This is a genomic window from Bradyrhizobium sp. F1.13.3, assembly GCF_040548265.1.
Lineage (GTDB): Bacteria > Pseudomonadota > Alphaproteobacteria > Rhizobiales > Xanthobacteraceae > Bradyrhizobium.
On the sequence record NZ_JBEPRI010000014.1, the window covers coordinates 221487 to 239974 of the forward strand.

20 protein-coding genes and 1 pseudogene are annotated in these 18488 nt (G+C 63.9%); 4 read left to right on the forward strand and 17 right to left on the reverse strand.

The genetic code is table 11. The annotated features are described in order from the left end of the window. Position 1: 1 nt before the first annotated feature. Genes ABIB66_RS31800 through ABIB66_RS31815 form a run of 4 tightly spaced genes read right to left on the reverse strand, consistent with a single transcriptional unit; the run spans position 2 to position 3769 of the window. Positions 2-808 carry an ABC transporter permease gene (locus ABIB66_RS31800; RefSeq protein ID WP_354065880.1) on the reverse strand — a complete coding sequence of 269 codons (807 nt, stop codon included), beginning with the start codon at positions 806-808 and terminating at the stop codon, positions 2-4. Beyond that, positions 805-1680 (reverse strand): ABC transporter permease, encoded by an 876-nt coding sequence (locus ABIB66_RS31805; RefSeq protein ID WP_354256934.1) that lies wholly within the window; start codon positions 1678-1680, stop codon positions 805-807. Before ABIB66_RS31805 ends, ABIB66_RS31800 begins: the two co-directional genes overlap by 4 nt. Next, positions 1677-2711 carry an ABC transporter ATP-binding protein gene (locus ABIB66_RS31810; protein WP_354204646.1) on the reverse strand — a complete coding sequence of 345 codons (1035 nt, stop codon included), beginning with the start codon at positions 2709-2711 and terminating at the stop codon, positions 1677-1679. Before ABIB66_RS31810 ends, ABIB66_RS31805 begins: the two co-directional genes overlap by 4 nt. A 23-nt stretch (positions 2712-2734) precedes the next feature. Next, a complete protein-coding gene (locus tag ABIB66_RS31815; RefSeq protein WP_354204644.1) occupies positions 2735-3769 on the reverse strand; it encodes an ABC transporter substrate-binding protein in 1035 nt (344 codons plus the stop codon). A gap of 272 nt (positions 3770-4041) precedes the next feature. Between ABIB66_RS31815 and ABIB66_RS31820 the strand changes: the two genes are divergently transcribed. After that, a complete protein-coding gene (locus tag ABIB66_RS31820; RefSeq protein WP_354204642.1) occupies positions 4042-4956 on the forward strand; it encodes a LysR substrate-binding domain-containing protein in 915 nt (304 codons plus the stop codon). On the opposite strand, the gene ABIB66_RS31825 is transcribed toward ABIB66_RS31820, so the two are convergent. The 9 genes from ABIB66_RS31825 to ABIB66_RS31865 are packed head-to-tail and all read right to left on the reverse strand — an operon-like array spanning position 4946 to position 13714. Then, positions 4946-6319, reverse strand: coding sequence for an amidohydrolase family protein (locus ABIB66_RS31825; protein ID WP_354204640.1), 1374 nt, complete (start codon positions 6317-6319; stop codon positions 4946-4948). The genes ABIB66_RS31820 and ABIB66_RS31825 overlap by 11 nt on opposite strands. Continuing rightward, positions 6316-7899, reverse strand: coding sequence for an ABC transporter substrate-binding protein (locus ABIB66_RS31830; protein ID WP_354204638.1), 1584 nt, complete (start codon positions 7897-7899; stop codon positions 6316-6318). Before ABIB66_RS31830 ends, ABIB66_RS31825 begins: the two co-directional genes overlap by 4 nt. Before the next feature lie 22 nt (positions 7900-7921). Further along, positions 7922-8572, reverse strand: a complete 651-nt coding sequence (locus tag ABIB66_RS31835; RefSeq protein WP_354204636.1) for an aspartate/glutamate racemase family protein — start codon at positions 8570-8572, stop codon at positions 7922-7924. Between the two features lie 8 nt (positions 8573-8580). Next, the gene (locus ABIB66_RS31840; protein WP_354204634.1) at positions 8581-9465 is read right to left on the reverse strand and encodes a polysaccharide deacetylase family protein; all 885 of its coding nucleotides are present in this window, start codon (positions 9463-9465) and stop codon (positions 8581-8583) included. Beyond that, positions 9452-10267 carry an ABC transporter substrate-binding protein gene (locus ABIB66_RS31845; RefSeq protein WP_354204632.1) on the reverse strand — a complete coding sequence of 272 codons (816 nt, stop codon included), beginning with the start codon at positions 10265-10267 and terminating at the stop codon, positions 9452-9454. Before ABIB66_RS31845 ends, ABIB66_RS31840 begins: the two co-directional genes overlap by 14 nt. A 15-nt stretch (positions 10268-10282) precedes the next feature. Beyond that, the gene (locus tag ABIB66_RS31850) at positions 10283-11047 is read right to left on the reverse strand and encodes an amino acid ABC transporter ATP-binding protein (protein ID WP_354204630.1); all 765 of its coding nucleotides are present in this window, start codon (positions 11045-11047) and stop codon (positions 10283-10285) included. After that, the gene (locus ABIB66_RS31855; RefSeq protein ID WP_354204628.1) at positions 11044-11901 is read right to left on the reverse strand and encodes an amino acid ABC transporter permease; all 858 of its coding nucleotides are present in this window, start codon (positions 11899-11901) and stop codon (positions 11044-11046) included. The genes ABIB66_RS31850 and ABIB66_RS31855 overlap by 4 nt, the downstream gene beginning before the upstream one ends. Beyond that, positions 11898-12722 (reverse strand): ABC transporter substrate-binding protein, encoded by an 825-nt coding sequence (locus ABIB66_RS31860; protein ID WP_354256939.1) that lies wholly within the window; start codon positions 12720-12722, stop codon positions 11898-11900. The genes ABIB66_RS31855 and ABIB66_RS31860 overlap by 4 nt, the downstream gene beginning before the upstream one ends. 35 nt (positions 12723-12757) lie before the next feature. Beyond that, entirely contained in the window at positions 12758-13714 is a 957-nt protein-coding gene (locus tag ABIB66_RS31865; RefSeq protein WP_354204626.1) for an N-carbamoyl-D-amino-acid hydrolase, read from the reverse strand. 151 nt (positions 13715-13865) lie between these two features. Between ABIB66_RS31865 and ABIB66_RS31870 the strand changes: the two genes are divergently transcribed. Continuing rightward, positions 13866-14789 carry a LysR family transcriptional regulator gene (locus ABIB66_RS31870; protein ID WP_354204624.1) on the forward strand — a complete coding sequence of 308 codons (924 nt, stop codon included), beginning with the start codon at positions 13866-13868 and terminating at the stop codon, positions 14787-14789. 23 nt (positions 14790-14812) lie between these two features. Then, positions 14813-15532: a type 1 glutamine amidotransferase gene (locus tag ABIB66_RS31875; RefSeq protein WP_354204622.1), complete on the forward strand. Its 720-nt coding sequence runs from the start codon at positions 14813-14815 to the stop codon at positions 15530-15532. Between the two features lie 124 nt (positions 15533-15656). Here ABIB66_RS31875 and ABIB66_RS31880 read toward each other — a convergent pair whose 3' ends face one another. The 4 genes from ABIB66_RS31880 to ABIB66_RS31895 all read right to left on the reverse strand — a co-directional run bounded on the left by ABIB66_RS31880 (position 15657) and on the right by ABIB66_RS31895 (position 17495). Next, positions 15657-16124, reverse strand: coding sequence for a nuclear transport factor 2 family protein (locus ABIB66_RS31880; protein WP_354065858.1), 468 nt, complete (start codon positions 16122-16124; stop codon positions 15657-15659). Between the two features lie 77 nt (positions 16125-16201). Then, complete coding sequence (locus tag ABIB66_RS31885; RefSeq protein WP_354256942.1) at positions 16202-16687, reverse strand: YbgC/FadM family acyl-CoA thioesterase; 486 nt, start codon at positions 16685-16687, stop codon at positions 16202-16204. A gap of 146 nt (positions 16688-16833) precedes the next feature. Next, positions 16834-17055 (reverse strand): hypothetical protein, encoded by a 222-nt coding sequence (locus ABIB66_RS31890; protein WP_275169704.1) that lies wholly within the window; start codon positions 17053-17055, stop codon positions 16834-16836. Positions 17056-17087: 32 nt separating this feature from the next. After that, positions 17088-17495, reverse strand: a complete 408-nt coding sequence (locus ABIB66_RS31895; protein ID WP_275169653.1) for a hypothetical protein — start codon at positions 17493-17495, stop codon at positions 17088-17090. A 547-nt stretch (positions 17496-18042) separates the two neighbouring features. Between ABIB66_RS31895 and ABIB66_RS31900 the strand changes: the two are divergent. After that, positions 18043-18176, forward strand: a pseudogene (locus tag ABIB66_RS31900) (zincin-like metallopeptidase domain-containing protein); the annotation flags it as partial. Between the last annotated feature and the right edge of the window lie 312 nt (positions 18177-18488).

The window sequence follows — 18488 nt, forward strand, 5'->3', positions numbered from 1 at the left end:
CCTATCGCCCTGTATCGCCCTTGCCGGCGAGCACGCGGTCGAGCCCGTAGAAGCGGTCGAGCAGAATGAGGGCGGTCATGGTGATCGCGATCACGCAGGCCGAGACCGACGTCACCAGTGGATCGATGTTGTCCTGGATGTACAGAAACATGCGCACGGGCAGTGTTTCGGTGCCGGGTGCCGCGAGGAAGACGGTCATGGTGAGATCGTCGAAGGACTGGATGAAGGCGAGCGCCCAGCCGCTGATGACGCCGGGCAGGATCAACGGCAGCGTCACGCGGCGGAACAGCGTCCAGCCGCCGGCGCCGAGCGAGACCGCCGCCATCTCGACCGAGAGGTCCATACCGGTCGCCGCCGCCAGCGTCAGCCGCAGCGCGAACGGAAACACGATGATGACATGCGCGATGATCAGCGCGGCGAAGCTGCCGCCGAGTCCAGCCGAGGTGAAGAAGCGCAGGAATGCGATGCCGAGCACGACATGCGGGATCATCAGCGGCGACAGGAACAACGCCGCCAATGTGTCTCGACCGCGGAACCGATAGCGCGCGATCGCCAGCGCCGCGGGCACCGCGAACAGCAGCGCCACGAAGGAGGACAGTGCGCCAAGACCAAGACTGACCCAGAAAGCATGGACGAATTCGGGATAGTTGGCGATCGCCCTGAACCAGCGCAGCGAAAAGCCGTTTGTCGGCAGCGACAGGAAGCCTTCAGGCGTGAACGCAACGAGGCAGACGACGAGGATCGGCGCCACCATGACGATGACAAAGATGGTGTGGAAGATCAGCGCGAGCGGCCCGTTCCGGCTCATCGGAACACCTCGGCGTAACGGCGCTCGATCAGTGCGTTGCTGCCGACGACGATCAAGACCAGCGCGGCCAGCAGCAGCGTGGCGACCGCCGCACCCAGCGGCCAGTTCAGCGTGTTGAGGAATTCGTCATAGGCGAGCGTCGCCGCGACCTTGAGCCGGCGACCGCCGATGATCGCGGGCGTCGCAAACGCACTGGCCGAGAGCGAGAACACGATGATCGCCCCCGACAGCACGCCCGGCATGATCTGTGGCATGATGATGCGGCGGATGATGGTCAAGGGGCCGGCGCCGAGCGACAGCGCGGCATTCTCGATCTGCGGATCGAGACGCTGCAGCGCCGCCCACACCGACAGCACCATGAACGGCATCATCACGTGCGCGAGCGCGACCACCATGCCGGTTTCGGTGAACATGAAGGGGATAGGCGCGCGGATCACCCCGGCCGACATCAGCAGCTTGTTGACGAGCCCGTTGTTGCCGCCGAACAGCAGCGCCCAGCCGAGCGTCCGCGCCACCACGGAAATCAGCAGCGGCCCCAGGATGACCAGCAGGAAAACGCTCTTCCAGCGTCCGCTCATGCGGTTGAGAATGTAGGCTTCGGGCGCACCGAGCACGGCGGTGAGCAGCGTGGTCAGGATCGCGATGCGAAACGTCCGTCCGAACATCTCGGCGTAATAGGGATCGGTTACGATCTCATGCCAGTTCTTGAGGATGAAGACGGGCTCGATGCCCTTGTACTGGCCCCAGTCGTGGAACGACAGCATCACGGTCATTGCGAGCGGAATCAGGAGCACGCCGACGAACAGCATCAAAGCGGGCGCGGTCAGCACCCAGGGCGTGCGCGCGTTTCGTTCCTCGGCAGAAGCGCTCATGCGGCGCCCCTCACGCCCATGTCCTCCGGCCGCCAGGTGAGGTGAACTGCCTCGCCTTCGACCGGCTGCGACTGGCCGTCATTCTGGCGGATCACGGTCGCCGGGCCACATTCGCTCTCGCACTGGAACAGCCAGTGATTACCCTGGAAGATGCGCGTGACGATCTTTGCGCTGAGGCCTGCGTCGCCAAAGTCGATCCGCTCGGGGCGAATGCTGATGGTGACGGCACCGCTGCGCCCGGCAGGCGCGAGCGCGCTCCACGAGCCCGCGATCAATCGCGCAGGCGCACTCGTTCGATCGATCGTCGCGGCAAAGTCGTTGGTCTTGCCCAAAAACTGCGAGACGAAGGCCGAGGCCGGCTTCTCATAGGTCTCCTGCGGCGTGCCGATCTGCTCGATCCGGCCCTGGCTCATCACCACGATGCGGTCGGACAGCGACATCGCCTCGTTCTGGTCGTGGGTGACGAGGATCGTGGTGGTGCCGATGGTGCGCTGGATCTGGCGCAGCTCGATCTGCATCTCCTCGCGCAGCTTGGCGTCGAGATTGGATAGCGGCTCGTCGAGCAGCAGCACGCTCGGCTTGATCACCAGCGCGCGCGCCAGCGCCACGCGCTGTTGCTGGCCGCCGGACATGCGGCGCGGATGACGCTCCTCGTAGCCGGCAAGCCCGACCATCGCAAGCGCGGCGCGGACACGCTCGGTCCGTTCACCGCGCGGCACATTGCGTATCTCGAGGCCGAAGGCGACATTCTCGGCCGCGGTCATGTGCGGAAACAGCGCGTAGCTCTGGAATACGATCCCGAGCCCGCGTTTGGCCGGATGGATCGCGGTCAGGTCCTTGCCTTCCAGCCGGATTGCGCCGCGGGTGGGGTCGAGGAAGCCCGCGATCATCTGCAGCGTCGTGGTCTTGCCGCAGCCGGAGGGGCCGAGGAAGGAGATGAACTCCCCCTTCCCGACCGCGAGACTGAAGTCATCGACGACAGTCTGCGCTCCGAATTGCTTGGCGACCCCTTCGAGCTCGAGATAGGCCATCGCACTGTCTCCGGTATGACCGATCAGCGCTCGACCTCGCGATTCCAGCGCTTGGTCCATTCCTCGCGCTTCTCGTTGATGACGGTCCAGTCCGGATTGTACAGCTTTGCGGCACGCTCGCCGATCGGCGCCATCTTGCCGAGCTCGGGCGGGATCACCAGCGATTTCAGCACTGGGCCATAGCCATAGTCCTTCAGCAAAACCAGCTGGGTTTTCGGGTCGAGCAGCTTCTTGATGAAGCTCGCCGCGAGTGGCGAGACATTCGGCTTGGTGATGGGACAGGCGGTCGTCAGCAATGTCGCGGCGCCTTCCTTCGGATAGACGAAGTCGACGGGGAAGCCGGTGTTGGCAAAGCTCTGCACGCGGCCGGTGCCCCACACCGCGATCACGGCCTGACCGGACTGAAACAGCTCGGTCATCTTGCCCGGCGACGGCTCATAGGCGAGCACGTTCGGATTGATCTGCTCCTTGAAGATCTTGAAGCCGGAATCGACATTGGACTCGCCGCCGCCGTTCATCTTCGACAGCATCACCAGCGCTTCGAGGCCATAGGTGTTGTTGATCGGCGGGATCACGAGCTGTTTGGCGTATTTCGTGTCCTTCAAATCGTTCCAGGAGGTCGGCGGCGCCCAGCCCTTCTCTGCAAAAACCTTGGTGTTGTACATCAGGCCGGTCGCGACGATGCCGATTGCGACCGCGTGATCGTCCTTGAAGCGGGCGGTGTCGTAGAGATCGGCCGGTAAGCCCTCGAGCTTGCCGCAGAAGCCGAGCTGGATCGCCTGGTACATCGGGCCGTCGTCGACGATGGCGACGTCGATCTGCTGGTTGCCCTTTTGCGCCTGCAGCTTTGCCAGCGTGTCGGTGGAGTTGCCGGCGACGTACTCGACCTTGACGCCGTTCTCCTTCTCGAAGGTCGGGATCACCTCGTCGCGGATGGTCTTTTCGAACGAGCCGCCATAGCCGGCGACATAGAGCGTCTTTTGCTGGGCCGTGGCGACCGACGGGGCGGCGATGAGAGCCGCGATGCTGACCGCTGTCAGAAGGCGAAAAGTCTTCATGTGGTCCGATCTCCATACCGGGATGAGGTGACGTGCCGACGAGTCTCGTTGGCTGAACCTTCCGCATTTCCTTCCGCGCAAATCCCTCTCCGACCAGGGCTCCGGCCCCTGGTGGACGGGTTTTGGCGCGATCCGGAGGTTTGAACCCCTCCAATCTGCCGAAAAAGCGGGCCGTCTCCAGCTCTGATGAAAAAGATCGCAAACTCTGGCTTCCATCGTCCAATGAATAATGGCAGCCTCTGCATGCTGAAATGTTATGAATGGAAATCGGGATGGCGCGGATCAATTCGCGGCAGGTGGAAGCCTTCCGGGCGACGATGCTGACCGGCACCGTGACTGAGGCGGCGGCGCTGATGACCGTGACGCAGCCTGCCGTCAGCCGGTTGCTGCGCGACCTCCAGGCGCTGTTGAAGATGGAGTTGTTCGAACGGCGCGGCACCGGCCTGGTGCCGACCGCTGCGGCAATGGCACTCTACACCGAAGTCGAGCGCTCCTTCGTCGGCCTCGAACGCATCACCGCGGCAGCCGAGGAAATCCGCGGCCGCCGCACCGGCTCACTGCGGATCGCAGCACTTCCAGCGCTGTCGAATGGCTATCTGCCCCGACTGGCCGGGCATTTTCTGAAAGAGCGGCCCAACCTCAACCTCGCCTTCTTCGGTGTGATCTCGCCGATCGTGGTCGACTGGGTGCTGAACAATCAATGCGACATCGGCTTTGCCGAGGTGCCGATCGCGCATTCCGGCCTTCCGAGCCAGAAGCTGCCGGCGCCGGCGCGCGTTGCCGTGCTGCCGACAGGTCATCGCCTCGCGGAAAAGGAAGTTTTGGAGCCGCACGACTTCGAGGGCGAGACCTTCATCTCGTTATCAGCGGGCTCGTCGAGCCGTCATCTCGTCGATCAGATATTCCACCGTCACGATGTCCGCCGCGTGCTGCGGGTGGAGACCGCGCTGTCCGAGATCATGTGCGGCATGGTGTCGTCGGGGCTCGGGGTCGCGATCTGCGATCCCTTCACCGCGCAGGAATTTTCCACCCGCGGCGTCGTCGTGCGCCGCTTTCTGCCGCGCATCGATTTCGAATTCTCGGCGGTCTTTCCGGCGCAGCGCAGCCCCTCGCCGGTGGCGCTGGATCTGGTCGAGACCATGCGCAAGTCGCTCGCGGAATTCGAGGAGGCAGCTCTCAGCCGTTGAACGCCGCCTGCGCCTCCGGCAGGTCCCAGATCTTGCCGATCGCAGCCGTCCCCGCCGCCGTGATCGCCGCTTCGTCGGCGCCAAGATAGCGGCCGGCATCGACCAGCATACGGCCGTCGACCATGACCTGATCGATATTGGCGCGATTGGCGAGCGCGATCAGCGCGCGGCGCGGGTCGAACAGCGGCTGAAGATGCGGATGGGTGAGATCGACGATGGTGAGGTCGGCGGTCGCGCCGGGCTCGATGCGGCCGAGGTCAGGTCGCTTGATGACATCGGCGGCGATCGCCGTGTTCGCCTCGATCAACTCGGGCGAGTTCGCGACATCGGCGCGCGCTGAGGTGATCTTGGAGATCAACGAGGCGGCATTGAGCTCGCCGAGCAGGTCCATGTTGTAGCCGTCGGTGCCGACCACGGTGCGAACGCCGTGCTCCGCAAACCGGCTGAACGCGGCGGTGACGCCGGCGCGCGCGAACACGCGCGGGCAGTTGAGAACCGTCATGCCGCGCGCGGCCATCAGCCTGAGATCGTCGTCGGTGCTGAACATGCAGTGCGCCGCCATCAGATCGGGCGCCAGCAGGCCGAGCCAGTCGAGATATTGCGCCGGCGTGCGGCCGCCATAGCGCTTGCCGATGGTTTCGACCTCGGCGCGGCTCTGCGCCATATGCGTCGTGATGGGCACGCCAAGCTCGCGCGCCCGCGCGGCACAGGCCTTCAACAAATCGGGGCCGCAGGTGTCGGTGGCGTGTGGGCTCATCGCAAGGCCGATGCGGCCGTCGCCGCGATTGTTCCAGCGCTGGTAGAGCGAATCCCAGGTCGCCATGTCGGCGGTGCCGTCATCGCCGGAGTAGCGAACCACGCCGTCGGGACCGGCCTTGGCGTCGGACGTCGAGAACAGATAGGGCGCGCCGTAGAAACGAATGCCCATCTCCTCCGCAGCGTCGAACATCTCCGGGATCGAATTCCGGAACGGCTCCATCACCGTGGTGGCGCCGCCCTTCAGGAGTTGAAGAATGCCGAGCCGCGCGACCGCCATGCGCTCTTCCGCCGACAAGATATTAGCGCCGCGCTTGGTCAGCGGCAAAAGCACCGTGTAGACGATGCTCTGGTTGTTCTTGCGGCCATTGCCGTCCTCGGTGTGGCTGCGCGCCACCGCTTCAGAGAAGCAGTGATTGTGCAGGTTGAGGAGGCCCGGCAGAACGAAGCGGCCGGGACGGTCATGCACCTCGTCGGCCTGCGGCTTGTCGCGCGTGACCGCGGCGATCGTCTTGCCTTCAACCAGGACCCACTGGTCGCGCAACACCTCCTGCGCGCCGTCCTTGCGCGACAGCACATAGCTGCCGAAAATTGCTGAGGTGCTCATGCGGGGCGTACGTTCCAGAAGACGGCGGTGCCGTCGAGAATGCCGGTGATGGCTTTGCGATAGGCGGTCGGCTGCTTGTACAGGCCGATCGGAATATAGGGGATTTCCTGGAAAGCCACCGCCTGGATCTCGCGGCAGATGCGCTGCTGCTCCGCGAGCTCGGAGGCCGCGAGCCACTGGCTGCGCAAGGCTCCCATCTTCTCGCTCGCATACCAGCCGGCGACCTTGCCCTCGCCACGGATGTTGGTGTTGCCGGCCGGATTGAGCCAGTCGATGCCCTGCCAGTTGCCCACTGCGGCGCTCCAGCCGCCCTGTCCGATCGGATCCTTCTTGAGCTGGCGCTGCAACACCACGGCGAAATCGAGCCCGGCATATTCGACGTTCATGCCCGCCTTGCGCAAGGAGTCGACGGCGATCTCGCCAAGCGGCTTCTGCGCCAGCGAGTTGGTGGGCACGAGCACCACGATCTTCTCACCATTGTAGCCCGCGGCCTTGAGATCGGCCTTCACCTTGGCGTAGTCACGCGGGCCGCGGAACACATCGAGGCCGACCTCGCTCGCCATCGGCGTGTTCGGCGCGAAATAGCCGATCGGGGAGACCTGGAAGTTCGGATCGGTACCGGCCACCGCGGTCATGAAGCCGGATTGATCGATCGCCCCCAGGAGCGCGCGGCGAACGGCGGGGTTGTCGAACGGCGGCTGAAGATGATTGAGGCGCAGCATGCAGGCATAGCCGCGAGGATCAAGGACGCGCGTCTCGATGTCCCCGGCAGCCTTGACGATCGGCAGCAGATCGTGCGGCGTGGTCTCCTGCCAATCCTGCTCGCCGGTCTGCAGCGCGGCGACGCCGGTGCCAGCATCGGGCGTGGTGGTCCAGACCACCCGATCGTAATGCACGATCTTCGGACCCGCGGTCCAATCCGGCTTGCCGTCGGTGCGCGGCTGATAGCGCTCGAACTTGGCGTAGGCATTGCGCGCGCCCTGCACGCGCTCGTCGGCGAGATAGCGGAACGGGCCGCTGCCGATCACTTCGGTCAGTGGCTTGAACGGATCCTGGCTCGCCAGCCGCTCCGGCATCATGAAGCACGCGTTGATCGCGGCCTTGCCAAGCGCCTGCGGCAGCAGCGGGAACGGACGCTTGAGGCGGAAGCGGATGGTGCGGTCGTCAGTGGCCGACAGTTCGTGAGTCGCCTCCATCAGCTCACCGCCAAAGCCGTCGCGCGCGGCCCAGCGGCGGATGCTCGCGACGCAGTCGCGGGCAAGCACGCGCTCGCCGTCGTGCCAGAACAGGCCGTCGCGCAAGCTGAGGTCCCATTGCAGCCCGTCGCCGGAGACGACATGGCCCGACAGCATCTGCGGCGAGACCTGGAGCGAAGAGCTGATGCCATAGAGCGTGTCGTAGACCATGAAGCCATGGTTTCGCGACACCTGTGCCGTGGAATAGATGGGGTCGACGAAGGCGAGGTCGATAACGGGAATGAAGCGCAGCGTGGTCTGGGATTCGGCGCGCAGGATGCCCGGGAATGACAGCGCCGGTACAGCGGCTGCGGCCTTGAGGAGCGAACGGCGAGAGACGGGCATTGCAAGAGGCTCCTGAAGGATCTTACGTGTTCAGCAAGACGGCACCGATCGCAGCGGCCACCGCCTGCTGCGCCGGCTCGACCACGGGAACGCCGATGGCATCGGCAATCGCCGCGCGATGCGAGGCCATGCCGGCGCAGCCCATCACCACGACATCGGCACGGCATTGCGTGACGAGCGCGCGGCCGGCTTCGATCAACCGGCGCCGGATGTCCGCGCCCGCCGTCTCGGCCGCACTCGCGTCGACCGACCAGCTTCCGGCATAACGACTATCGACGCCCATCAATCGCACCATCCGCTGCTGACGGCGGATGCTCGACGGCGACAGCGCGATGACGCCAAAATGTTCACCCAGCATCAGCGCGCGAAAGATGCCGCACTCGGCGATGCCCATCACCGGGCGCCCGGCGGCCGCCTCGCGCACCGCATGGAGGCCGGGATCGCTGAAGCAGGCCAGCACGAAGGCATCCGCATCGTCGCGCGACACACGATTGACCAGCGGCATCACAACGCTGTCGGCGTCACGTTGCGAGCTGATGCCGGGCGGCCCCTCGGCAAGGCCCACGACCTCGATCTCCGGTCCGCCGGCGATGCGCAGCGGCGCGACCGCGTCGTCGATCGCCGCCGTCACCGATGCGGAGGAGTTGGGGTTGATGACAAGGATGCGGGTCATGGCGTGGCTCAACTTTTGCCGGCCTCATGGCGCAGGAAGTTGGCTGCGATCTTCTCACCGGTCGTGATCCAGACGTCCGGGCACGACTTTGCGTAGGTCAGGAACTCACGCAGCAGGCGCAGCCGCATCGGTCGGCCGCTGCATTGCGGATGCAGCACCGTCGTCACCATCGCGCCCCAGTCTCTGGTTTCGTCAAGCTCGTCCTTCCAGATCGAAAGCACGTGCTCCTTGGGAAAAATCGAGCGCGGGCTGAAGCGCGCGGACAGGCCGTGCATCCAGTCGTCATAGCTTGCGGTCACCGGCAGCTCGATCGTGCCCGGCTTGCCGTCGGCGAGACGATGGCGATAAGGCCGCACGTCGTCGCGAAACGAGGAGGTGTAGACGATGCCGTGGCGCACCAACGCCACCCGCAGTTCCTCGGTGAACTCGCCGTAAGGCGCGCGATAGCCGGTCGGCCTGACGCCAAGCCGGCGCTTGAGCGCCTCGAAACCGCGCTCGAGCTCCTCCTCGATCCAGGGATCGCCGGGATCGGGTAGGAGATGGTGATAACCGTGGTGGCCGATCTCGTGACCGGCCTTGAGAATGGACTCGGCCATCGCCGGATGCGCGTCGACCGACCATCCCGTGACGAAGAAGGTCGCCTTGAGATCGAGCTGGTCGAGCAGCTCCAGGAGTTTCGGCGTGCCGACGCGCGCCTCATAGCCGCCATAGCTCATGGTGATGAGCCGCTGCGCGTGCACCGCGTCCTTGCTGGTCCAGGCGCTCTCCGCGTCGACGTCGAACGACAGGAACATCGCCGAGTTGTACGGCTTCGGCCAGGGGTATTCCGGCGCAGGATCCGCGGTGTTGGCCGGAACGAGCGGAATGCTCTGGAGCGCCTTACTGTCCAGCATTGATGGTCGCCTTTTCGAGTGCGTTGTCGGTCAGTTTCCACTTGGCAAGCAGCGTACGATAGGTGCCGTCCGCGATCAGCGCATCGACCGCCTCCAGCATGGCTTGCTGCAGCGCCTTTTCCTTGACCGGCAGAGCGATGCCGGTGAATTGCTGCGCGATGGGCTCGCCCACAGTCGCATAGGTGCCGGGCTCGAGGTCCATGATGTAGGGCAGCGTCTCGTTGCCCTGGGCGGCGGCATCGATGCGGCCCTGCCTGAGCTGGGTGCGGGCGTCGGCCGAGCCGTCGGTGCCGACGAACTGGATCGGATTGGTGCCGCAATTCTTCTCGCTCCAGGCAGCGATCTGCGCCGGGAACATGGTACGGCGGCTGGCGCCGATCTTCTTGCCGCAGAGCGCGCCTGCGTCCTTGAACTCCGCCTTGCGCGACTGCTGCACGAAGAACTGGGGACCGCTGCGCAGATAATCGACGAAAGACGCGATCTCGTGGCGGCTGGCATAGTCCGTGAAGCCGGACAGGATGGCGTCCACCCGCCCGGTCGAGATCGACGGCATGAACTCGGCAAAGCTGGTCTCCTGCCATTCGATCTTGACGCCGAGCTTGCGGCCGATGGCCTCGCCGAGATCGATGTCGAAACCGGACAACGCGTTGGTGGCGGGATCTCGGAACTCCATCGGCGGATAGTTCGGCACCAGCGCGACCTTGATGCTGCCGCGCTTGGCGATCTCCGCCGGCAGCTCGACTGCCATGACCGGAGCGCTCATGGCGCCAACGAGTGCTGCCGTAACCAGAAGTCTCTTCATCAATACGCCCCCATGCTAGATCACTGCCGAAAGAAATGCCCTGGTGCGCTCCTCGCGCGGCGCGCCCAAGACATCGGATGCACGCCCCTGCTCGACGATCGCGCCCTGGTCCATGTAGACGACGCGGTCGGCGACCTCGCGCGCGAAGCCGAGTTCGTGCGTCACGACCATCATGGTCATGCCGCTCCGCGCCAGCTCCTTCATGACCGCCAAGACCTCGCCGACGAGCTCGGGATCGAGCGCGCTGGTCGGCTCGTCGAACAGCATCAGCATCGGCTTCATGGCAAGCGCGCGGGCAATCGCGACCCGCTGCTGCTGGCCGCCGGAGAGCTGGGCGGGATACGAGTCCGCTTTGGCCGACAATCCGACGCGCCGCAGCAGCTCGATCGCCTCCGCACGCACCTCATCGGATTTTCGGCCCTGCACCTGGAGCGGACCTTCGGTGATGTTTTCGAGCGCGGTCTTGTGCGGAAACAGGTTGAAGCGCTGGAACACCATGCCGGTTTTCAGCCGCTGCTGCCCGATTTCGCGCTCGGTGAGGCGATGCAGCCGCCCGCCCTGCTCGCGCACGCCCAAGAGCTCGCCATCGAGCCAGATGCCGCCACTGTCGATCGCGGCGAGCTGGTTGATGCAGCGGAGCAGTGTGGTCTTGCCGGAACCGGAAGCTCCGATCAGACACATCACCTCGCCGGGCCGGATGTCGAGCGAGACATTTTTGAGAGCCTGAAACTCGCCAAAACTCTTGCTGACGGAGCGGATCGCGACGAGGGGTTTTGTCATCGTGCGAGCCGCAATGTGCCACGCGCAAAACGGCGCTCGAGCAGCATCTGGAGCGGCGTCAGGACCGAGACGACGAGGAGGTACCAGAGCCCGGCCACGATCAGGAGTTCGATCACGCGCGAATTGGCGTAGTAGATGTTTTCGGCGTTGTGCAGCAGTTCCGGATACTGGATGACGCTGGCGAGCGAGGTCGCCTTCACCATGCCGATGAACTCGTTGCCGAGCGGCGGGATCACCACCCGCATCGCCTGCGGCAAGACGATGCGGCGCAGCGCTCGCAAGCGTCCCATGCCGATCGCCTGCGCCGCCTCATATTGCCCGATATCGACCGACAGCATGCCGGCGCGCATCACTTCCGACGTATAGGCGCCCTGGTTGATGCCGAGCCCAAGCAGCGCGGCAAGGAACGGCGTCATGACGTCGACGGCGCGCGCGCTCCAAAGGCCGGGAATGCCGATGGTCGGAAACACCAGCGCGAGATTGAACCACAGCAGCAGTTGCAGGATCAGCGGTGTGCCGCGGAAAAACCAGGTGTAGCCAGCTGCGACGGTCTTCAGCACCGGATTGGGCGACAGCCGCATGATCGCGACCACCACGCCGAGGAAGATGCCGAGCGCCATCGCCAGCACCGCCATCACCATGGTGTTGACGATGCCTTCCAGGATCACCTTTACGGTCAGGAAGCGGCTGACATAGGACCATTCGATCTGGCCGCGGGCAAAGGCGCGAACGATCAATGCAAGCACAGCAACGATCAGCGCTGCGCTGATCCAGCGAAACCAATGCGGCTTGCGCGCGATCCGCATCCCCGATAGATCGGGAAAACCCTCCGCGAGTGCCGGTACCGACTTCATTGCGGCGCTGCGTTCAGCATGGGCTGGGCGACCGCGTTGGCGCCGAGACCCCATTTGTCGAGAACGGCCTTGTAGGAGCCGTCGGCGATCATCGCGGCGAGCTTCTCGGTCACGACCTCACGAAGCGCTGTATCGTCCTTGCGGAACATGATGCCCTGATAGCCTTTGGCAAAGGGCTCGCCGATCACGCGGTATTTGCCGGGTTCCTGTGTCTGTGCATAAGGCAGCGTCTCGCTGCCCTGTACGGCGGCGTCGATGCGGCCCTGCTTGAGCTGGTTGCGAACGTCGATCGAGTTCTCGCCCGGCACGTACTGGATCCCTGGCTTGCCGGCCGGCTCGCAATTCTGCTTGCTCCACTTCTCGATCTCGACCGGGAAACTGGTGCTGCGGGTGGTCCCGACCTTCTTGCCGCAGAGATCGGTCGCAGCCTTGGCTTCGTTCTCGGCCATCACGAAGAACTGCGGGCCGGTTCCCAGATAATCGACGAAATCTGCGGTCTCGCGCCGCGAGGCGCGATCGGAGATACCGGAGATGATGAAGTCGGCGCGCTTGGTCTGAAGCGACGGGATCAATTCGGCAAACGGCGTCTCGCTCCAGACGATCTTCACGCCGAGGCGCTTCGCGAGTTCGTTCGCCAGATCGACGTCGACCCCGACCAGCTCATTCGTCGCGGGATCGCGGTATTCCATCGGCGCGTAGGTCGAGTTGACCGTGAGCTTCAACGCGCCCGCCTGCTTGATCTCCGCCGGAAGCTCGGCCGCCTGCGCGGACGTCACGGCCACCAACGCTGCGATGCCGAGGAAATACGAGAGGCGCGTCATATCGGCTCCTTTGCCAACGTTGTTGGAACGTCCTGTCAGTCTGCGTCGAGAACCGCGGGCTCGATGACGCCGGCGCGTTCGGTGATCACCCTGTATTGCTCCGGCCGCCGGTGCGCAGCGAAGTTGAACATCTTGTCCTTGCCCTGGCGGCAGAGATCGAGATCGATGTCGGCGACGATCACCTCGTCAGTCAGCGTTGCGGCCTGCGCGACAATGCGGCCATTGGGATCGACGATGCAGGAGCCGCCGATCAGCCCGGAGCCGTCCTCCTCGCCTGCCTTCGCCACCGAGATCGCCCAGGTCGCGTTCATGTAGGCGTTGGCCTGCGTCACCAGCGTAGAATGGAAGGTGCGCAAGGAGGCGTCTTCCGTGCCGCCGCCATTGGGATCATAGGCCGCCGAATTGTAGCCGATGCAGACAAGCTCGACGCCCTGCAGGCCAAGCACGCGCCAGGATTCCGGCCAGCGGCGATCGTTGCAGATCATCATGCCCATGATGGCGTGGGCCCAGGCCGATCCGGAGCGGAAGGCTGGAAAGCCGAGATCGCCATACTCGAAATAGCGCTTCTCGAGCTGCTGGTAGCGCGCACCTTGTCGCGGCTCGACCGAGCCCGGCAGATGCACCTTGCGATACCGGCCGAGCAGCTCGCCGTCGCGATCGACCAGGATGGCGCAATTGTAGCGGCGTCCATCCGGCGTCAGTTCGGCATAGCCGACATAGAAGCCGACGCGCAGCGCACGCGCACGATCGAACAGGGCGGCGACGTTCGGGTTCGGCATGCCGCGTTCGAAATAATGGTCGAGCGCCTCGCCTTCGAGCAGCCAGCGCGGAAAGAATGTGGTGAAGGCAAGCTCGGGAAACACCACAAGGCTGGCGCCGCGGCCGGCGGCCTCCTCCAGCAGCGCAAGCATCCGCGACAGCGTATGCTCGCGCGTATCGGCTTTTTGCGTCGGCCCCATCTGTGCGGCGGCGGCGCGAAGGACACGAACCAAGATTGCCTCCAATCTGTGCGCAGTGGCGCCTCAATGGGCGGATGAACCCTTTGATGCGACGTGCAAATCCGCTGCCATTACGCGGAAGCGGGGCTGCAAAATCAATTCGTTCTGCTATGATGTTTTGGCCCAGAGTATAATCGGCAGTGATATGAACCTGCGCCAGCTCGAAATTCTCCGCGCCGTCATCCGCCACCGCACCACGGTGGCGGCGGCCGACGAACTGGCGCTGTCGCAGCCTGCAGTCAGCAATGCGCTGAAGACGATGGAGGCGCAGGCGGGTTTTGCGCTGTTCGAACGCGTCAACAACCGGCTGTTTCCGACCACGGAAGCGATGGCGCTCTACAAGGAGAGCGAAGCTATCTTCGCGCTGCACGCAAAGCTCGAGAACCGCGTGCGCGATTTGCGCGAGAACCGCTCCGGGCATCTCGCGCTGGTCGCGACGCCGCCGCTCGCCTACAGCATCATCCCCTCGGCGCTGTCAGGCTTCCTGCGCCGCCGCCCGGAGACGCGGGTGTTCTTCGACGTGCGGCGTTATGAGGGCATCATCGAAGGCGTGCTCAACCGCGTCGCCGAGCTCGGCTTCGCGCTCGGGCTGACACATCATCCAGGCATCGCCCATGAGGTGGTGCACACCGGCGAGATGGTGTGCGTGCTGCCGCCGCAGCACCCGCTCGCCGACCGGCCGGTGATCTCGGCCGCGGATCTGTCCGGCCTGCCCTTCATCGGGCTCGAGCGCGGCACGCGACTCGGTGAAGCTGTGCGTGACAGTTTCGCCCGCGCCGGCGCGCCGTTCCAGCCGACCGTCGAGGTACGCTACTGCAACACGGCCTGCGTGCTCGCCGCCGCCGGCGTGGGCGCCGCGGTGGTCGATCCCTTCTCGCCGCGGCAGAACGGCGGGACCGGCCTCGTCGTGCGGCCGTTCGCGCCGACGACGCACGCGGTGGCCTATATGCTATGGTCGGAAGCCGAGCCGCTGTCGCGCCTGGCCAAGGCGTTTCTCGACGAGGTCCGGAAAGAGAGTGCGCTGCTGGAGCGCACAGCGCCACACCAGCATGGGGCAGGAAGCGACTAGGATTGACCTTTACCCGAGGGCACATGGCACGCATCACCATCATCGAGACCGGGCAGGTCCCACAAAAATATCGCGAGCGCCACGGTTCGTTCCCTGACATGTTCGGGCGCATGGTCCGCGCTGAGGATCCGACAACCTCGATCGACATCGTCAGCATCCCGAATGGCGATGCGCTTCCTGACCCGCGCAATTTGGAGGCGGTGCTGATCACCGGCGCGGCCGCCGGCGTCTATGACGGGCTCGACTGGATCGCGCCGCTGGAAGATTTCGTGCGCACGGCCTACGCCAACCGGACACCGATGGTCGGCGTCTGCTTCGGTCATCAATTGATCGCGCAGGCGCTCGGAGGCACCGTGCGCAAGTCGGAGAAGGGCTGGGGCATCGGCCGGCACGTCTATCAGGTGCTGCCGGACAACGGCGTCGTTGACGGCGGAGTGGTCGCCATCGCCTGCTCGCATCAGGACCAGGTGATTGAGCCGCCGAACGATGCGCTGACGATCCTCTCCTCCGATTTCACCCCGCATGCCGGCTTGCTCTACGCCAACGGCGCGACGCTCACCCTGCAGCCGCATCCGGAATTCGACGTTGAGTTTGCGCAAGTGTGCTGCGAGCTGCGCGTCGGCAAGGCGCCGGACGCGGTCGTTGCCACTGCGAGGGAGTCACTGGCGAAGCCGATGGATCACGCCAAGCTTGGTGGCGCGATTACGAGATTTTTGGCGCACAAATCTATCCCCTCATCCTGAGGAGCGCGCGCTCGCGCGCGTCTCGAAGGATAGAGGCCCGGATGCTGCAGCAATCCGGGCCTGCATGGTTCGAGACGCCGCTTCGCGGCTCCTCACCATGAGGGGAGAGAGTTGTTTGCAAGGCTCAGAACGGATCCGTCCCCAACCCCACCACATCCGCAGGCCTCGGCCCGGGCGCGGGCCAGTGAAACCGCCGGTCCTTCTCCGCAATCACGACGTCGTTGATCGAGGCCTCGCGCCGCCGCATCAGGCCGTGCTCGTCGAACTCCCACTGCTCGTTGCCGTAGGAGCGATACCACTGGCCGCTCGCATCGTGCCATTCGTACTGGAAGCGCACGGCGATGCGGTTTTCGTCGAACGCCCAGAGGTCCTTGATCAGGCGGTAGTCGTGCTCCTTCTCCCATTTGCGGGTGAGGAACGCGACGATGGCTTCGCGCCCCTGAAAAACCTCGGAGCGATTGCGCCAGCGGCTGTCCTCGGTATAGGCCAGCGAGACGCGCACCGGGTCGCGCGAATTCCAGGCATCCTCGGCCATGCGGGCCTTTTGCGCTGCGGTCTCACGGGTGAAGGGCGGAAGCGGCGGGCGCGACATGATGGCCTCATCTGTTGGCGGAAGTGCAATCTATCGCCGCGCGCGCGGGAGTCGAGAGGTCGTCCGCTATCGCCCGATCACGAAATCAGATCAGCCTTCATCAAGGCGCGGATCGACTTCGGGATCGGCTGGGCGCGGCCACCGCTGATGAAGGCGACACGCACCTCGGCTTTCACCAGCACGTTCTCGGCCCGCCGCACCTCCTGCGCCAGCATGATGGAGGCGCCCTTCACCGCGACCGGCCAAGTCACGACGTCGAGCACGTCGTCCATCCGCGCGGGCTTGAGGAAATCGAGATGCATCGAACGCACCACGAAGGCGAAGCTTGCGTCTTCCGCCTCGGCCTGCTCGAACAATGCCTGCTGCTCGGCGCCCATCAGTCGCAGATGATTGGTCCGTCCACGCTCCATGAAGCGCAGATAGTTGGCGTGATAGACGATGCCGGAAAACACTGGTTTGACGATGTCGCAACAGACGCGTGGCGAGTTGCTTTCATTGGGTCGCTGGACGGCTAAGCATTGCGCCCATAGCTCAGCTTGATAGACCCCGCCCTCCGAAGGCATGTGTCAACTCAATGAGGCTAAAACTTCAACAGCTTGCGGGACATGTGTTCATGGCTTCACACTCGCAAGAAATTCGCGTAGGCACTGCGTAAGTGGCAGATGCACCGCTAGCTCAGCTGGATAGAACGTCGCCCTCCGAAGGAAGGCTACACGTTCGAATCGTGTCGGGTGCGCCACTTGCGAACAAAACTGGGCACTCCTGCCGGCGCAGCCCCGCCGCCCATCACCAGGCGTTCAAGGACCGTTCTGCGGCCAATGATGCGGATTTCCGCGTCGTCGACTTCAACCTGGTCGATGACGGAACGGATGTAAGCCCGCCTGAAAGGCGTGTCCAGGAGCTGAAGACCACTCAACACGCCTGACAGCACTGCGGGCAAAGCTCTCCGACGCCGACGGACGCCTAGGAAGGCTCTATGCCGCTATCGAAAACGGCATAGCCGATCCGGCTGATACGACCCTCAAAGAGCGGGTCGCGACGGTGAAGACTGAACGCGATATCGCGCAGGTCGCCTTCAACCGCGCGGTAGCGGAGATGCGTCCCAGTGCCCGGATCACGGAGGAAAATATCGCCGCATTCACCCAGACGATGCGGGCAAATGTTCTGTCCGGCGATACGCCGCGCTACACACTTGCGGTCTTGCTGCTCTTTTTTCTCGCGGCCTTTCGGAGTAAGGCCAAGGCGGTCCGCTTCTTCCGTGAATTCGTTCGATACCAGGTTGCTGCCGCTGAGGGCGAGCACCGTCAGCTGAAGCTGCATGCTTTGGGAAAGGTTACTTAACGCGTTGAAAATGTTGGTCGTAGTCGCCATTCAAATTCGCCCCTGCGATTGTTATTATGTCAATTGTACCAGTTTTGGCGTTGGCTCGTCCAATGCGGGGGTACTTCAATAAGTCTCGATATGTAGCTGCTGGCGGATGTCCCCTTTTCTTCACTTGGCTGACGCCACCTCCGGCCCTAGTTTCGCGAAAGCAACGAAGCTTTGAGGCGTTTCCCTAATCGAAACAGCAACCGGTCGGTTACCAAGCTTTTGTGATGGCAACGCGTTTCTTGTTTACGCTCATGACAAAGGCTCGTTCGGATACCGACCAAAAATGACGCGCAATGCAGCCGGTCGTATCCTCGTAGAAGCCTGCTCAGGCATCAACCACCGGCACCTACTATTGGACAATACCACCTGGAAAAATGCTTCTAGGTTTAGAGTGCCGTGACTGATTGTCTCAACCTGTTCAGATCGAAACCTTGTGCGTACGGCTGGCACTCGAATTCAAAGCAGTTGCTCTCACGAGACCGCCACGGAGCCGCCGGGAGCATAGGACGCCGGAAAGTCCGCTAGGACGACCCTCAATTCGAACTACCGCGATTTTGGCCGCAACCGTCTGGCGATCAGGGTTACGCCATGGAAGAACTGATCACCGAGCTTGGTGCGGCGTTCCTGTCAGCCGATCTCGATCTGACGCCCGAGGTCCGGGAGGATCATGCGTCCTATATTGAAGGTGCTGAAGGCGGGTACGGTCGCGCCACTCTTAAAGCGGCTGAGCAACTCGCTTCTCGACCGGTTGCATTTTCCCTCGCATCTACGTTCAATAGGTGTATGGTAAAGAAGCTGGTCCTTCACGGGAATTGCAGTGTCCCGGCGCCTGAGCCGTAACGGGCGCTCACTGTGGGGCCGTTTCAGGTTTGCGAAGCATATGCAGGCCGCGATTCAGCTGCTTGCCCCGATTTTTTCTGTGGGGGCGATATGAGCATGCGAGCGCCTCTAGTCGCAGTTATCGCGGTCAGCTGGGTAATCTCCGCAGCTGCT

Coding starts and splice junctions, on each gene's coding strand:
- ABIB66_RS31835 (WP_354204636.1), bottom strand. CDS start 8,572: ATGACCCGCATCCTTGTCATCAACCCCAACTCCTCCGCATCGGTGACG.
- ABIB66_RS31800 (WP_354065880.1), bottom strand. CDS start 808: ATGAGCCGGAACGGGCCGCTCGCGCTGATCTTCCACACCATCTTTGTC.
- ABIB66_RS31860 (WP_354256939.1), bottom strand. CDS start 12,722: ATGACGCGCCTCTCGTATTTCCTCGGCATCGCAGCGTTGGTGGCCGTG.
- ABIB66_RS31855 (WP_354204628.1), bottom strand. CDS start 11,901: ATGAAGTCGGTACCGGCACTCGCGGAGGGTTTTCCCGATCTATCGGGG.
- ABIB66_RS31850 (WP_354204630.1), bottom strand. CDS start 11,047: ATGACAAAACCCCTCGTCGCGATCCGCTCCGTCAGCAAGAGTTTTGGC.
- ABIB66_RS31870 (WP_354204624.1), top strand. CDS start 13,866: ATGAACCTGCGCCAGCTCGAAATTCTCCGCGCCGTCATCCGCCACCGC.
- ABIB66_RS31815 (WP_354204644.1), bottom strand. CDS start 3,769: ATGAAGACTTTTCGCCTTCTGACAGCGGTCAGCATCGCGGCTCTCATC.
- ABIB66_RS31895 (WP_275169653.1), bottom strand. CDS start 17,495: ATGGCGACTACGACCAACATTTTCAACGCGTTAAGTAACCTTTCCCAA.
- ABIB66_RS31845 (WP_354204632.1), bottom strand. CDS start 10,267: ATGAAGAGACTTCTGGTTACGGCAGCACTCGTTGGCGCCATGAGCGCT.
- ABIB66_RS31810 (WP_354204646.1), bottom strand. CDS start 2,711: ATGGCCTATCTCGAGCTCGAAGGGGTCGCCAAGCAATTCGGAGCGCAG.
- ABIB66_RS31805 (WP_354256934.1), bottom strand. CDS start 1,680: ATGAGCGCTTCTGCCGAGGAACGAAACGCGCGCACGCCCTGGGTGCTG.
- ABIB66_RS31840 (WP_354204634.1), bottom strand. CDS start 9,465: ATGCTGGACAGTAAGGCGCTCCAGAGCATTCCGCTCGTTCCGGCCAAC.
- ABIB66_RS31825 (WP_354204640.1), bottom strand. CDS start 6,319: ATGAGCACCTCAGCAATTTTCGGCAGCTATGTGCTGTCGCGCAAGGAC.
- ABIB66_RS31880 (WP_354065858.1), bottom strand. CDS start 16,124: ATGTCGCGCCCGCCGCTTCCGCCCTTCACCCGTGAGACCGCAGCGCAA.
- ABIB66_RS31875 (WP_354204622.1), top strand. CDS start 14,813: ATGGCACGCATCACCATCATCGAGACCGGGCAGGTCCCACAAAAATAT.
- ABIB66_RS31820 (WP_354204642.1), top strand. CDS start 4,042: ATGGCGCGGATCAATTCGCGGCAGGTGGAAGCCTTCCGGGCGACGATG.
- ABIB66_RS31885 (WP_354256942.1), bottom strand. CDS start 16,687: ATGCCTTCGGAGGGCGGGGTCTATCAAGCTGAGCTATGGGCGCAATGC.
- ABIB66_RS31830 (WP_354204638.1), bottom strand. CDS start 7,899: ATGCCCGTCTCTCGCCGTTCGCTCCTCAAGGCCGCAGCCGCTGTACCG.